A 13,826-nucleotide genomic window follows, 5' to 3' on the forward strand; every position below is an offset into this window, starting at 1 on the left:
TCGTCATGCCGGCGAACCAGGAGAACTCGCATGACCCCGCATCTCGTCGTCATCGGTACCGGCTACGCCGGCCTGCTCGCGGCCCTGCGCGCCGCGCGGATCGCCCGCGGTCGCATCGCCGTCACCCTCGTCGGCGCCAGCGAGCAGCTCGTCGAGCGCGTCCGCCTCCACGAGCTGGCGGCGACCGGCCGCAGCGTCGCCCACCCCGTGGCCGCGCTGATCGCAGGCACTGCGGTCCGCTTCGTCCACGCGCGCGCGCTCGAAGTCGCGCCCGGGCGGCTCGTCACCGACGCCAGCGTGCTCGAATTCGACCGCGCCATCGTGTGCACCGGCGGCTCGGTCGACCTCGATCTCGTGCCCGGCGCGCGCGAGCACGCGTACGCCATCGACGGCGACCGCGTGACCCGCTTGTTCAGCGAGGCGAGGCGGGTTGCCGCGCGCGGCGGACGGCTTGCCGTGTGCGGCGGCGGCCTCACCGGGGTCGAGATCGCCACTGAACTGGCGGAGGCGCTGCCCGGGCTGCGGGTCGAGCTGGTGGCGGCGAGCGAGCTCGTGCCAGGGCTCAGCCGAAAGGCGCGCGAACACGCGCGGGCGGTGCTGGGGCGCCTCGGCGTGGCGGTGCGGGAGGGGGTCCGGGTCCATGCGGTGGCGGCCGACCACCTCGACAGCGCGGCCGGGCCGATCGGCTTCGACCTGTGCGCCTGGGCGGCCGGCTTCCGGGCGGTGCCGCTGCTGGCCGGTCTCGGCTTGCCGATGGCGGCCGACGGGCGGGTGATCGTCGACGCCTACCTCCACGCCCGGCCGGACCTGCTGGTGGCCGGCGACGCGGCGGCCTGCGCGGCGACCGGCGGCGGCTGGCTGGGGGCCGGGTGCAAGACCGCGATGCCGATGGCGGCACACGCGGCCGACACTGCGGTGGCCGAGCTGACCGGCGGCGCGGTGCACGAGTTCCGCTTCGCCGACCCGGGCTACTGCGTGAGCCTGGGCCGGCGAGATGGCATCTTGCAGTTCATGGACGGGGCCGGGCGGCCGCGCGAGCGGATCGTGAAGGGACGCGTGGCGGCGTGGATCAAGGAGCGGGTGTGCCAGTACACGGTGCTGGCGCTGTGGGCCGAGCAGCGGCGGCTGCTGGCCTATCGCTGGCAGCGCGGGCCGGCGCGGCCGCTGGTGGCGGTGGAGGCGGCGCAGTGAGCCCGGACGAGGCGGCGACGCTGTTCGGGGCCCATCGCTCGCGGCTGTTCGGGCTGGCGTACCGCATGCTCGGCAGCGCGGCGGAGGCCGAGGACATCCTGCAGGAGGCGCACCTGCGCTGGCAGGCGGCCGATCACGGGGTCATCGAGGCGCCGGGCGGGTGGCTGACGACGGTCGTCTCGCGGCTCTGCCTCGATCAGCTCAAGTCGGCTCGCTCGCGGCGCGAGGCCTACGTCGGCACCTGGTTGCCCGAGCCGCTGCCCACCGAGCAAACGGGCTCGGCGCCGGACCTCGAGTCGATCTCGCTGGCCTTCCTCGTGCTGCTCGAGGCCCTGAGCCCGCTCGAGCGGGCGGTGTTCGTCCTGCGCGAGGTGTTTGACTACGACTTCGCCGAGATCGCCGCGATCGTCGGCCGCGAAGAGGCGGCGTGCCGGCAGCTGGCCCACCGCGCGCGCGAGCACGTGCGCTCGAAGCGGCCGCGGTTCGCCCGCTCGCGCGAGCAGCACGAGCAGCTGCTGGGGGCCTTCCTCGGGGCGGTGGCCCAGGGCGACCTCGACGGTCTGCAGCAGCTGCTGGCGGACGACGTGGTCGCCTGGTCCGACGGCGGCGGACGAGCGCGGGCCGCTCGCAACCCGGTGTTCGGCCCCGACCGCGTGTCTCGCATGATGGTCGGGATCGCCAAGAAGGGCGGCGCTCACGGCACTGTCTCGCTGGTCGAGATCAACGGCTGGCCGGCCGCGGTGCTGTGGGATCACGGGGTGGCCGTGGCGGCGGTTTCGATCGAGACCGACGACGAGAAGATCCACTCGCTGCACATCATGGTCAACCCGGACAAGCTGGCGGCGCTGAACTGACCGTTCGGGCATGCTTTGAAAAACATGTCTGAACGGGCATGTCTTCATGGGCATGCCACGAGCGCCTGAGATGCGCCGTATTACGCTGGCCGTCCGTGGGCAGCGTTAAGAAGCGCGCTCGAGGGCGACGGCGAGGGCGCGACGGCCGAGGGCGCGGAAGGCCGGGTCGTCGTGGCGCTCGGCCCAGGCCAGGGTCGCCGCCGCGTGCAGGGCCAGCAGGACGTCGAGGCGGGCGGTCGCGTCGGGCGTGAGCGGGCCGTGGCCGGCGAAGAAGGCCTCGGCGAGGTCGGGGCGGTCCGGCCAGACGTCGGCGCACAGCTTGACGAGGTCGGCCTCGGGGGCGTCGAGGCGGGCGTGCTCGAAGTCGAGGACGCACAGGCCGTCGGCGTCCAGCAGCCAGTTGTCGGGGGTGAAGTCGCGGTGGCACGGCACGCGGCGGACGCCGGCGAAGGCGTCGCGGCGGGCGGCCAGGCGCTGCAAGGCGTCGCGCTCGGCGGGGGTCAGCAGGTCGCGGGCGCGGGCGTGCCACTCGCTCTGGCGGGCGGCGATGGCGTCGACGAGCGGCATGGGGTCGTCGTCGGCGGCCGGGAGCTCGTGGAGGGCGCGGAGGAACCGGCCGGCGGCGGCGTGGGCGGCCGGGGCGAGCGCGGGGTCGTGTGTCCCGAGAGACAGGCGCTCGCCGGGGGCGACGGTCAGCGCGAGGGTGCGCGCGGAGAGGTCAAAGGCGAGCAGCGCCGGGACGCGGATGCGAGGCTGGCCGACCGGCTCGGTGCTGTGGGTCGGGGGTGCCGGAGCGCTCGCGGGGCTGGATGTCCCGGGAGACAGGGCGCTCGCCGAGCGGGATGTCCCGAGAGACAGGGCGCTCGCGGAGCTGGATAGCCCGAGAGACAGGGCGCTCGTGAGACTGGATGTCCCGAGAGATAGCTCGCTCGCGGACCTGAGCGGTCCGAGCGGCAGGTCACGCGCGGAGCCGGATGTCTCGAGCGGTGGCTCTGCCGCGCAACCCGATGTCCCGAGAGACAGCTTATCGCCGGTCGAGATCAGGCCCGCCGAGGAGGGACCGGCGAGCGCCAGGGCCGGCAGCCACTCGCGATAGGCGCGGAGCTCCTGCTGGAACGGGCGCGGATAGCGGTGCTGCTTGAGGACGAGCGCGCCGGTGGGCGCGGCGACCTGCCAGATCGCCGCGCTGTGCGGATGACTTTTGAGACATGTCCAGGAGAGCAGGCTCTCCGGGACATCTTCATGTTCATTTTTTCTAAAAAGCTGCGAGGCGAGCGCGCGCAGCTCGGGGGTCACGTGCGTCACCGGCGGAGGCTGGCCAGGCTGACGCGGCTCTCGCCGCGGGTGAACAGCCACAGGCCGAGGACCAGCACCAGCACCGAGAACAGGCCGCAGACGGCGCCCCACAGCATGTAGGAGCCGCCGAGGGCGGCGGCGATGTGGGCCGAGTCGGACGGCATGACGCCGGCGGAGGTCTGGGCGCTGGCGGTGAACAGGTAGTCGGCGCGGGAGAACACGCTGAGGGCCAGCTGGACGGCGAGGAAGACCAGCGCGGTCTGGGCCACCTGGGCGCGGGCGCGGGCGGCGAGCGCCAACAGCAGCACGCCGACGCCGCCGATGTACCAGAAGCCGAACGGGTTCTCGACGACGAGCGCGACGGCCGCGAGGAAGCCGAGGCCGAGCAGGCCGAGCACGACGCGGGCGACCCCGGCGCGGCGGGCCAGGGCGAAGCAGGCGCCGGCGACCACCGCCGGGCCGATCAGCCCGCCGGCGGCGACGATGGCCTGAAGGGCATGTCCTTCGGGACCTGTATGAACAGCCATGCCCGAACCGTCAGGCCACAGGTAGAACGCGTGGAACGAGCCGCCGGTGGCCAGCGCCGCCAGGCCGTGGCCGAGCTCGTGGGCGAGCGTGGACAGCAGCAGCAGCGGGTAGATGAGCAGGCCGCCGAACGGGATGAGATAGAGCAGGAGGGTGATCGCGGCGCTGGCGACGAGCGCGCCGCGGGCCCGTCGGGTGACCCGGGCCTGGTCGTGAGCCCTGGCGAAGGCGCGCGCTGCGGAGGACATCACATCGCAGCGTAGCATGGCGACCCGGGCGCGCTCGCGGCCCGGCTGCGACGGGGGTGCAGGCGCGTCGCGCGGCGCGGTGAAACTCGCGGCGGGGCTGCGGGGTCGTGAGCGAGCTCGAGGGCGCGGAGACGAATGAGCGGCGGCAGGCTCGTTCGGTGCGCATCGATTCGAGCTCGGCGCGTGGTTCGGCTGCAAGCGTCTCGCGGCGCAAGGGCGTATCGTTCGAGCGCGGATGTCTCGCGGCGCGGCGCTCAGCCGTAGGCTTCTTCGGCGCGCACCGACTCGAGCACGATCGCGTCGCCGAGCAGGGCACTTTTATAGAGGGTGTGCGCGAGCATCTGCGGGCACTCGCGGACGATCACCCGGCCGCGGGCCGCGGCGGCGCGCAGGCGCTCGACCCACGCGAGCACGACCTCGGGCGCGTCGGCGTCGACCTCGGACAGGTCGAACACCTGCGGCGCGTCGGTCACCGCGGCGGGACTCCGAAGCGCTGCAGGAGCTCGCCGATCGGGCGGTCCATCACGTCCCAGAAGTCGTGGCGGCGCGAGAAGTCTTCGGTGGTGGCGCGGCCGCGGTCGCGGGCCGCGAGGATCCGCGGCGGATCGAAGCTGAGGCCGCTGTCGTCGCCGACGCGGGCGCCGACGGCGTGCTGCAGCAGCACCAGGAACAGCGCGCTCGACGGGTCCTCGCCGCGCAGGCCGGCGATGAAGGCGAGGGTCTCGAGCTCGCCCTGGAGGTCGGCCTCGTAGCCGGCCAGGATGTGGGTGATGTCGTGGTGGACCAGCGCCTCGGGCACGCCGCCCTGCTCGCCGGCGAACGCGAACTGACGCTCGCGGTAGTACCGCCACAGCTCGCGCCCGAGGGTGCCCTCCGGCAGCAGGCCGATCCGGCGGTAGCGCCAGGCGAGCTCGCTGTTCTCGCGGGTCTTGGGCAGGGCGAGCAGGTCCTCGGTGAAGAAGTTGAGCACGCCTTGCCAGCCCTGGGCGGCGTAGAGGGTGCCGGCCTGCGGCGAGCCGAGGCGGCGCTGCAGCTCGTACTGGGTGCGCTGGCGGTGCTGCTGCACGAGGTCGTGGAACACCTGCATCGCGCCCTCCTCGACGCCGAGCACCGAGCGGAAGGCCGAGAGCACGCGCCACTCCTCCGGCGAGACCTGGCCGTCGACGATGCCCATCACGAGAGAAGCCTTGAGCGCCATGAGGCGTCGGTCGGGATCGACGAGCGCGGCGGCCAGCTCCTCGGGAGTGATGGTGGTCAGCGCGTCGGGGTCGGCCTCGACGCCGAGCAGCTCGGCGGAGGCGGAGAGCAGGGCCCGCTCCTTGACCGCGAACGTGCCGTCGGCCATCGCCACGGTCTTCAGAGCCCGGAGAACGGCATTCGCCTCGTCGGTCGTGAACGGGAACAGCGCGGCCATGGCGGGGCCCACGCTACCAGGCCGGCCCGGCAGCGCAAACCCTGGCGAGCGGCCTGGCCACGAGAGGTCGGTCGCCCATGAACGCGACCTCACGGGCGGTCCGCGGGGCCCCGCGCTGCGGGTCGGGCGCCGTCGCCACGGCGTTTCCGCAGCGTCACCCTGCGGGGCGGCCGATCGGTGCGCCTCGCCTGTCGGGTCGATCACCGCGCGTGGTCCCTCGCTGTCCGTGAGGAGCGGGCGGATGTCCGGACTGCATCACGAAGGTTGCGGCAGGCGGAGGTCGCGTCAGTGACGCGGCGCGCTGCGGCCGGCTGGTACCCCCGCGTCGCAGTCCCGGCGATCGCGTCGGCGCGGGTCGAGTGACTGGCGTCTCGAGCTTCGAGTCTGCCGCGGGCGTGTCGGAGCGCGGCGAGGGTGGGCCCGAAGTGCGCAGCGCTGGCTGCGATGCACGAGCAAGATTGCGCGGAACGTGTGCACGCGGTGTGCTCGGTCTCTCGGTGGGCGATCGCCGGGGGTCGCTGGCATCTGCTCCGACTTGCGCGCGCGAGGCTCCGGCGGGTCGAGCGGCGGCCGCGAGCGTGGGCATGGTTTGCGTGCGGGGATGCGGGGGCCGGCGTGGTCACGCTCGGCGCGCTCGCCGAGCGGCGGCGCTTGCTCGTCGAGGTCGTGCGTGGCGGCGCTGGCGATGCTGCTGGCCGTGTGCTCAAGTGGGCCCTGAGCTCCGAGGTCCATGCAGCTCATCGCCTGGTCGATCCCCGTCTTCGTCGCTCTCATCGTCCTCGAGTACGCCCTTGCGCGTCGGGCTCGGCGTGACCTCTATCGCCTGTCGGTGTCGGTCTCCGACGTCGGCTGCGGCGTCGTCCAGCAGCTGTTCGGCGTGCTGACCACGGCCGCGTTCGTGGCGCTGTATTTTTTCGTGTACGAGGCGCGGCTGTTCGACTTCGATCCGCGCGCGGCGTCGACGTGGCTGCTGGCGATGCTCGCGGTCGACTTCATCTATTACTGGTGGCATCGCGCCAGCCACGAGGTCGGCATCCTGTGGGCGACGCACGTCGTGCATCACCACAGCGAGGACTACAACCTGGCGGTCGCGCTGCGCCAGGGCATCTTCACCGCCGGGCCGCTGATCGTGTTCGGCCTCCCGCTGGCGCTGCTCGGCGTGCCGCCGCTGGTGTACCTGACCTGCAAGGCGCTCAACTCGCTGTATCAGTTCTGGATTCACACCGAGCTGATCGGCGGCCTCGGTCCGGCCGAGGCGGTGCTCAACACGCCGCAGCACCACCGCGTCCACCACGCCGTCAACCCGCGCTACCTCGACAAGAATTACGGCGGGATCTCGATCGTCTGGGACCGGCTGTTCGGGACCTTCGCGCGCGTCGACGAGGCGCCGGTGTACGGCACCACCCGGCGGCTGCAGAGCCTCAACCCGCTGTGGGCGCAGTTCGAGCACTTCGTCGAGCTGGCCCGGCGCGCCGCAGCGGAGCGCGGATTTTTTAAAAAGGTGCGGGTGCTCGTGGCGCACCCGGGCTGGACGCCGCGCGGGCCGTCGGCGCCGCTGTCCGAGGCAGAGCTGGCGGCGCGGGCGGCCGGGCGCTTCCACGCGCCTGTCTCTTCGGCCATGGCGGTCTATGTGTTGCTGCAGGCGGTCGGCATCGTCGCGGCGTCGATGGCGGTGCTGATCGCCGCGGGCACCTGGCCGGCCTGGCTGGCGGCGCTGGCCTGCGCGACGGTGATCGCCGGCGCGGTCGCCCTCGCGGGCCTGGTCGAGCGCCGCCGCTGGGCCGTGCCGCTCGAGGTCGGGCGGCTGGCGACGACGCTGGCGGTGGCCGGGCTCGTGCTCGCCCGCGGGTGAGCGGGCAGCCTGGCTCGTCCCGGCGTGCGCATGGGCGCTCTTCTCGAGCCGAGTGGATGCATGTCCGTAGGACATGTCCGAAAAGACTTCCATGACAGCTTCGCCGAGACCTGGCCCTCGCGCGATCGCATGCGCGCGAGTACATGTTCATAGGGTCATGTCCTCGAAGACATTTCTCGAAGGACATGCCCCAGAGAGCATATCCTTCTCTTTTAGAGATCACTTCGCGGTGCGGACGCGCTCCATCGCTTGTTTGGCGGGGGCGGGCAGCTTGGGTTCGGCGCCGGCGCGGGCGGCGAGGATCTTCGCGCGGGTCGCGTCGCCGGCGGCTTCGGCGGCGAGGGCGAGGACCACCAGGGTGTCGACGGGGCCCTTGGCGAGCGGGCCCTCGTTCATGTTCTTGAGGGCGCGGTCGCTGAGGCTGCGGGCGCGGGCCTTGTCGCCGGTGGCGGCGGCGCGCAGGGCCTGGCCGCCGAGGGTGAGCGGGTGGAGCGGGGCGATCGCGGCGGCGCGGTCGAGCGCGTAGTCGCGGTTCGGCGCGTCGGCGGTGACCGCGGCGAGCATCACCAGGCGCGCGGCCGGGTCGTAGCTCATGCCGTCGATCGCCAGGCCCTCGCGCAGCAGCGCCTTCTCGTGGGTGATGTCGCCGTCGCGGCGGGCCATCTCGGCCAGGCGGATGATCGGCTCGACCGACTCGGGGCGGAAGCCGCGGGCCTTCTCGTAGTGCTCGGCGGCCTGCTTCCAGCTCGGGCCCTGCATCAGAACCTCGGCCAGGGTCATGCGCGGGATGAAGCCGTCGCCGCGGCCCTGGATCAGCTGCTGCAGCACGCGCGCGGCCGAGGTCATGTCCTTCTTCTGCGCGTGGGCGAACGCCTCGGTCAGCAGCTTGTCGCGCTCGTCGGGCTTGTCGCCGCGGCTCTTGGCCGGCTCCCAGCCCTTGATCTTGACGTCGAGCTGGCCGAAGAGCCAGGTCTCGAATTCCTTCTCGACGACCGCCAGCGGCTTGCCGAGGTGGCGCTCCATCAGCGCCTCGGTGGTGCCGCCCTCGCCGTAGCCCTTGAGCATGGCGATGAGGCGCGGCAGGCCGTAGGTCTCGCCGAGGTAGCGGATCGCGTAGGCGGCGGTGGTGTAGGCGACCTCCATGGCCTGGGCGCTGCCGGCCCGCAGGAACGCCAGCTCGAGCTCGGACAGGCGGCGCAGGGTGCCCTTGCGGCGGGCGACGGCCAGCAGCTCGGCGCTCTCGCGGGCCCACGACGGGTCGGCGAGCTCGGACTCCCACTCGGACAGGCCCTCGGTGAACCACCGCGGGACGCGGCCCTTGCTGAGCTGGACGGCGTAGACGTGGGCGAGCTCGTGCCACACGACCTGGTGGAAGTTGTGGGTGCCGGCGTAGGGGCCCAGGGCGGTGATGAGGCGGCCGAAGCACACGCCGACGGCGCCGAGGCTGGGCACGCCGATCGTGCGGACCGAGAAGTCGCTGGGGTCGGCGAACACCTCGATGCGCAGCGGGGTCGGGCGCAGGGCGTAGCGCTTGTCGAGGCTCTGGCGGGCGCGGGCGATGATCGCCAACATGTCCCCGGAGACATACTCCTGGTCCTCCTTGAGGAGGCGCAGGCTGAGGTCGCCGTCGCTGACGTCGGTGTAGAGCGGGTCGATGCGCTGGTCGTAGAGGTCGAGGGTGTTGCGGGTGCGCTCGTTGAAGCGGTCGCGCTTCCACGCGGCCTTGAGCGCGGCCCGGCCCTCGGTCTCCTTGCCGAGGCGCAGCAGGTTGAGGCCCATCGCCGACTGCACGTAGGCGTTGTCGGGCGCGCGCTTGGCCGCCTCGTCGAGGACCGTACCTGTCTGTTCGTACATGTGCATCGAGACGAGCAGGTCGGCCAGCGCGAGGTAGAAGGCCAGCGGGTTGCCGGCCGCGGCCTGGTCGCGCAGGCGGGCGTAGGCGGCCTGGTCGTCGCGGGCCAGCGCGGCGCCGGCCAGCACCGCCAGCGCGTCGGGGTGACCGGGGCTCGCGGCCAACATGTCGCCCTGCGCGCGCGCGGTGGCCTCGTCGCGGCGACCCTCGACCAGCGCGACCTTGGCCAGCACCCCGAGCGCCACGGGCTGGCGCGGATTGACCTGCAGCGCCCGCTGGGCCGTCTCGCTCGCGGCGGCCAGGCGCAGCTCCTCGAGGTGGGCCGCGGCGACCCCGGCCAGTGCTTCGGCGTGCCACGCGTCGCGGCGCAAGATCTGCTCGTACGTCTCGATCGCCTCGGCCGCCGCGTACTTCTCGCGGAACATCACCCCGCGCAGCAGCAGCGCCCGGTCGCGCAGGACGAACGCGGGCTCGAGCGAAGCTGTCTCGAGGGGCAGCTTCTCGGCCTCGCCGAGGACCATGTTGGCGTCGTGGAAGGCCCCGGTCGAACCGCGGGCCAGGGCCGCGCGGGCCACCGCGGTCAGCTCCTCGGCGGTCTTGGCCTTGCCGGCGTCGTAGGCGTCGTAGAGCTGCTCGCGCAGGGCGACTGCCTTGGGGTCTTTCTCCTGCCCGGCGGCGACCAGCAGGCTGAGCAGCTCGCCGCGCGCGGGCAGCTCGGAGGGATCGATCGCGGCCTTCTGCAGCAGGGCGCTCGCGCCGGCCTGGTCGCCACGCGCGGCGAGCAGGCGCGCCAGCAGGCGCAGCCGTGCGGGGCTCGGCTGACCGGCCTTGAGGTCGAGCGCGGCGGCGGCGAGGTCGGTGGCGCCGGTGGCCAGATGAGCGTGTGCGAGCGCGAGGCGGACCCGCTCGTCACCTGGCTTTTGGCGCAGGGCGCCGGCGAGAAAGGCGGCGGCGCCCTCGGGGTTGCCTTGCTCGAGCGCCGCGAAGGCGCCAGCCAGATCGCTGACGACGACGGGCTCGGGCCGCTTCGGCGGCTCCTTGGCGACCGGCTCGTCGCCCTCCTCCGGGACCTCGAGGCCGCCCACCTCGAGCGGCGGCGGAGCTGTACGTTCGGACAGGTCAGGGCCCGCGGAAGGGCCTGCGGCCGGCGGGGCCGTGCGACACGCGGCGGTGGCGGCGGCGAGGGCCGCGAGCAAGCGCACGGGCCACGCGGCACGCGGACGGGACGACCATGAACGCGGCATGCGGGCCGGAATTGTGCGAGCCGCGCGCGGCCGTGTCAAAGGAATCCGAGGGCTCTGCTATGCTGGCGCGCATGGCAGCCAGCAGCAGCAGTCACACGGCCTACCCGAGCGAGGTGTACGAGTCCTTCGACGCCTTCATGCAGCAGGTGATCAAGGACACCTACGAGCGCGGGGCCAAGCGGCCGGAATTCGTGGCCCTGGTGCTGGCCTCCGGCGAGCTGCTGCCGATGGCCTGGGGCAAGATGAAGAAGAGCGGGATCCGCGAGCTCGCCGTTGGGGTCGGCGGCGTCGTCGCCCTCCGCTACGGCCTCGCCTACATCGTCAGCGGCCCGATCGGCGTCGCCCTCACCGGCTTCACCGTGGCCGCGATGGTCTCGTTCTTCTGGCAGAACCAAAAAGAAGTCCTGGCCCGCCGCAAGCCCTACAAGCAGCTCATCAACGACACCCGCGAGAAGTACGAGGACATCCAGGCCCGCTACCACGACGGGGTCTATGACTCGGGCGAGCGCGCGCTGATGGTCGAGGGCCTGCTGCGGCGCATGGTCGCGCAGATCGAGGCGCCGCTCGAAGAGCCGGCCAAGGCCTCGTCCTGAGCGGCAGGCGATTCCGCCCGCAGGTGTCCTGAGAGACAGGTGCGCGAGCGCGGGTGGAGGCGCGCGGCGGCGCGCGGCGCGGCGTGAGGATGACGGCTGGCAATCCTCCGCGAACTGCGCGACACGGGGGGGACATGCCGCTGCAGCGCGTCACCCACGTGCCGTCCGACCTGCCGCTCCGCGAGGGCCGCGACCGCTACCTCGAGCTGAACGGCTTCTCGATGGCCGAGTACTCGTCGCCGGTGTTCGCGTTCTTCCTGTTCGGCCGCACGCTGCGCCTGCCGAACCCGCCGGCGCGCCGCCGCGTGGTCGCGCTGCACGACCTCCACCACGTGCTCACCGGCTACGGCACCGACCTCGCCGGGGAGTCGGAGATCGGGGCCTGGGAGCTGCGCGCCGGCTGCAACACGCCCTTCTTGTGGATGATCAACCTCACCGCGGTGGTCGGCGGCCTGTTCGTGGCCCCGCTGCGGACGCTGCGGGCGTTCCGCGCTGCGAAGGGCCAGCGCACCCTCTACGTCGACGGCCGCGACGCCGAGGCGGTGCTGAAGCTCCCGATCGCCGAGCTGCGTCGGCAGCTCGGAATCCCCTCCGGCGGCCACACCGCCGCGCCCTGAGACCGCGCACTCCAAGCTACACTCCGCGCCCCGTGTCCTCCGCGTCCCCGACCCGACCCGCGCGCCAGCAGCTCTGGACCGTCCAGGAGGTGCTGCAGTGGACCGTCGAGCGGTTCGAGCGCGCGGGCTTCGGCGAGGCCCGCGCCGACGCGCAGCACCTGGTGGCGCAGGCGCTCGGTTGTACGCGCATGCAGATCTTCCTCCGCTACGACGCGCTGGTCGACGACGACCAGCGGACGACGCTGCGCGAGCTGATCCGCCGGCGTCTCGCCCGCGAGCCGGTGGCGTACATCGCCGGCAAGCGCGGCTTCCACGGGCTCGGCCTCGAGCTCGCGGTCGATCGCCGGGTGCTGATCCCGCGGCCGGAGACCGAGCACCTGGTCGACTGGTTGCTCGAGCTGCTGCCGCCGCCGCCGCCGCCGTACCCGCTGCACGTGCTCGATGTCGGCACCGGCTCGGGGGCGATCGCGCTGGCAGTCAAGCACGCGCGCCGCGACGTCGACGTCACCGCGGTCGACGTCTCGCCCGACGCCCTCGCGGTCGCGCGCGAAAACGCGGCCAGGCTCGGCCTGCAGGTCGAGTTCGTCCGCGGCGATCTCCTGCGCGGCGTGGCGGTCCCCGCCGGCGGCTTCGCGGCCATCGCCGCCAACCTGCCCTACATCGCCTCGCCGGAGATCGCCGAGCTGCAGCCCGAGGTCCGCGACTACGAGCCCCGCCTCGCGCTCGACGGCGGGCGCGACGGGCTCGATCTGGTGCGCCGGCTGATCGACCAGTGCGCGGCCCCGGGGGTGCTGACGGGCGAAGGACGGCTGTTCCTCGAGATCGGGCTGGGCCAGGCGGAGGCGACCCGCGAGCTGCTGCTGGCGCGCGGCTACGAGGCGGTCGAGATCCGCCGCGACGCGGCCGGGATCGACCGGGTGGTCAGCGGCGCGGCGCCTCTCGGCTGACGAACTGGCGGCCAGGACGCGGCTCTCCTATCCTGACGCGGATGCCCCCTCGTCCGCGCGCAGGTGGCCAAAGATCGGCCCGGACGCGCGCCGCCGCGCTGGCGCTCGGACTTGTCCTTTGGGACATGTCCTGTGCGACAGGAACCGAGAAGATGGTCCGCCGGGCGGTGCCGGCCGGGATCGACGAGACGCTCAACACTCTCGAGGACCCGCGCACGCAGAAGCGCATCGAGGGCCTGCTCGACCTGCCCGAGGTCCAGAAGGCGGCGCGCGACCTGGCCGGGCAGGTCGCGGCCGGGGCGTTCGACGGGCTCACCGACGATCAGCGGTTGGCGAAGGTCCGCCAGGTCAGCGAGGACTACGTCGGCGCGCTGTCGAAGGCGGTCGGCCAGGGGCTGCGCGAGGACGTGAGCCCGGCGCTGGTCGACACCACGCGGCAAGCGGTCGAGCAGGCGATCCACGCGGCGCTGTCGCCGGCGACGCGGCAGGGCGCGGCGAACATGGCCGAGGCGCTGACGCGCAGGACGCTGACGACGCTGAGCGAGGGCCTGCGCGACGAGCTCGGGCCGGCGACTCAGACGGTGCTCGAGCGCAACGTGGGCCCGGCGCTCCAGCGAGTGGTGGAGGACAACGTGGGCCCGGCGCTGCGCCACACGATCGAGAAGGACCTCGCGCCGGCGCTGCGCGAGGCGCTGACCCGCGAGCTCGCGCCGGCCGCGGGAAAGGTGTCGCGCGAGGTCAGCCGCGAGGCGCTGCTCGGCGCGGTCGATGCCCTCGAGGTGGTCGAGACGGACCCGCAGTACCAGGGGTTCCGTGAGCGCTTCTGGGGCCGCATCGACGACACGCTCAACAAGGGGGCGCAGGTCGGCGAGCGGATCGCGTGGATCCTCGCGCTCATCGTCATCATCCTCGGGCTGCTGCTGGCCCGCGCGATCGTGGTCCGTCGCCGCGAGCAGACGGAGCGCGAGCGCAGCGAGCGGATGCTGCTGGCGATCTTGCAAGAGCTGCAGCAGGGCGGAGCGGTGAAGGTCGAGCAGGTGGTCGACCACGTCCGCGCCCGCGACCCGGACCTGGCCCGATCGAGCTCGCTCAACGCGATGATCCAGCGCGCAGTCGCCATCAGCCGCGACCTGTTCGACGGCCGCCCCGACCTCGACGGCAAGCCCGACGCGCCACGGAAGCGCTGAAGCTTT

12 protein-coding genes are annotated in these 13,826 nt (G+C 73.0%); 7 read left to right on the forward strand and 5 right to left on the reverse strand.

Annotated elements, in window-relative coordinates:
• Positions 1 to 30 precede the first annotated feature (30 nt).
• Both OV090_RS48540 and OV090_RS48545 read left to right on the forward strand, forming a co-directional pair.
• Positions 31 to 1,191, forward strand: a complete 1,161-nt coding sequence (locus OV090_RS48540) for an FAD-dependent oxidoreductase (protein ID WP_267711948.1) — start codon at positions 31 to 33, stop codon at positions 1,189 to 1,191.
• The gene (locus OV090_RS48545; protein ID WP_267711949.1) at positions 1,188 to 2,045 is read left to right on the forward strand and encodes a sigma-70 family RNA polymerase sigma factor; all 858 of its coding nucleotides are present in this window, start codon (positions 1,188 to 1,190) and stop codon (positions 2,043 to 2,045) included. The genes OV090_RS48540 and OV090_RS48545 overlap by 4 nt, the downstream gene beginning before the upstream one ends.
• A 105-nt stretch (positions 2,046 to 2,150) precedes the next feature.
• Here the strand turns inward: OV090_RS48545 and OV090_RS51415 are convergent, their stop codons facing one another.
• The 4 genes from OV090_RS51415 to OV090_RS48565 all read right to left on the reverse strand — a co-directional run bounded on the left by OV090_RS51415 (position 2,151) and on the right by OV090_RS48565 (position 5,528).
• A complete protein-coding gene (locus OV090_RS51415) occupies positions 2,151 to 3,350 on the reverse strand; it encodes an aminoglycoside phosphotransferase family protein (protein WP_267711950.1) in 1,200 nt (399 codons plus the stop codon).
• Positions 3,347 to 4,114 (reverse strand): M50 family metallopeptidase, encoded by a 768-nt coding sequence (locus OV090_RS48555; protein WP_267711951.1) that lies wholly within the window; start codon positions 4,112 to 4,114, stop codon positions 3,347 to 3,349. Before OV090_RS48555 ends, OV090_RS51415 begins: the two co-directional genes overlap by 4 nt.
• 254 nt (positions 4,115 to 4,368) lie before the next feature.
• Complete coding sequence (locus OV090_RS48560) at positions 4,369 to 4,587, reverse strand: hypothetical protein (protein ID WP_267711952.1); 219 nt, start codon at positions 4,585 to 4,587, stop codon at positions 4,369 to 4,371.
• Positions 4,584 to 5,528: a hypothetical protein gene (locus OV090_RS48565; protein ID WP_267711953.1), complete on the reverse strand. Its 945-nt coding sequence runs from the start codon at positions 5,526 to 5,528 to the stop codon at positions 4,584 to 4,586. The genes OV090_RS48560 and OV090_RS48565 overlap by 4 nt, the downstream gene beginning before the upstream one ends.
• Before the next feature lie 730 nt (positions 5,529 to 6,258).
• On the opposite strand from OV090_RS48565, the gene OV090_RS48570 reads away from it, so the two are divergent.
• Positions 6,259 to 7,380: a sterol desaturase family protein gene (locus OV090_RS48570; protein ID WP_267711954.1), complete on the forward strand. Its 1,122-nt coding sequence runs from the start codon at positions 6,259 to 6,261 to the stop codon at positions 7,378 to 7,380.
• A 219-nt stretch (positions 7,381 to 7,599) separates the two neighbouring features.
• On the opposite strand, the gene OV090_RS48575 is transcribed toward OV090_RS48570, so the two are convergent.
• Entirely contained in the window at positions 7,600 to 10,434 is a 2,835-nt protein-coding gene (locus OV090_RS48575) for a tetratricopeptide repeat protein (RefSeq protein ID WP_267711955.1), read from the reverse strand.
• Between the two features lie 113 nt (positions 10,435 to 10,547).
• Here OV090_RS48575 and OV090_RS48580 point away from each other — a divergent pair, with 113 nt between their 5' ends.
• From OV090_RS48580 to OV090_RS48595, 4 genes are all read left to right on the forward strand, one after another.
• Entirely contained in the window at positions 10,548 to 11,069 is a 522-nt protein-coding gene (locus tag OV090_RS48580) for a hypothetical protein (protein WP_143140227.1), read from the forward strand.
• Positions 11,070 to 11,203: 134 nt separating this feature from the next.
• Positions 11,204 to 11,686, forward strand: a complete 483-nt coding sequence (locus OV090_RS48585; RefSeq protein ID WP_267711956.1) for a hypothetical protein — start codon at positions 11,204 to 11,206, stop codon at positions 11,684 to 11,686.
• A 32-nt stretch (positions 11,687 to 11,718) separates the two neighbouring features.
• Complete coding sequence (gene prmC, locus OV090_RS48590; RefSeq protein WP_267711957.1) at positions 11,719 to 12,633, forward strand: peptide chain release factor N(5)-glutamine methyltransferase; 915 nt, start codon at positions 11,719 to 11,721, stop codon at positions 12,631 to 12,633.
• A gap of 125 nt (positions 12,634 to 12,758) precedes the next feature.
• A complete protein-coding gene (locus OV090_RS48595) occupies positions 12,759 to 13,820 on the forward strand; it encodes a hypothetical protein (protein WP_267711958.1) in 1,062 nt (353 codons plus the stop codon).
• Positions 13,821 to 13,826: the final 6 nt, after the last annotated feature.

The sequence above is a fragment of the Nannocystis sp. RBIL2 genome (genome assembly GCF_026626745.1).
Classification (GTDB): Bacteria; Myxococcota_A; Polyangia; order Nannocystales; family Nannocystaceae; genus Nannocystis.

Excerpts from the sequence above, each read along its gene's own strand:
- OV090_RS48595 (WP_267711958.1), top strand. The coding sequence starts at position 12,759 with ATGTCCTGTGCGACAGGAACCGAGAAGATGGTCCGCCGGGCGGTGCCG.
- OV090_RS48580 (WP_143140227.1), top strand. The coding sequence starts at position 10,548 with ATGGCAGCCAGCAGCAGCAGTCACACGGCCTACCCGAGCGAGGTGTAC.
- OV090_RS48555 (WP_267711951.1), bottom strand. The coding sequence starts at position 4,114 with ATGTCCTCCGCAGCGCGCGCCTTCGCCAGGGCTCACGACCAGGCCCGG.
- OV090_RS48540 (WP_267711948.1), top strand. The coding sequence starts at position 31 with ATGACCCCGCATCTCGTCGTCATCGGTACCGGCTACGCCGGCCTGCTC.
- OV090_RS48565 (WP_267711953.1), bottom strand. The coding sequence starts at position 5,528 with ATGGCCGCGCTGTTCCCGTTCACGACCGACGAGGCGAATGCCGTTCTC.
- OV090_RS48570 (WP_267711954.1), top strand. The coding sequence starts at position 6,259 with ATGCAGCTCATCGCCTGGTCGATCCCCGTCTTCGTCGCTCTCATCGTC.
- OV090_RS48585 (WP_267711956.1), top strand. The coding sequence starts at position 11,204 with ATGCCGCTGCAGCGCGTCACCCACGTGCCGTCCGACCTGCCGCTCCGC.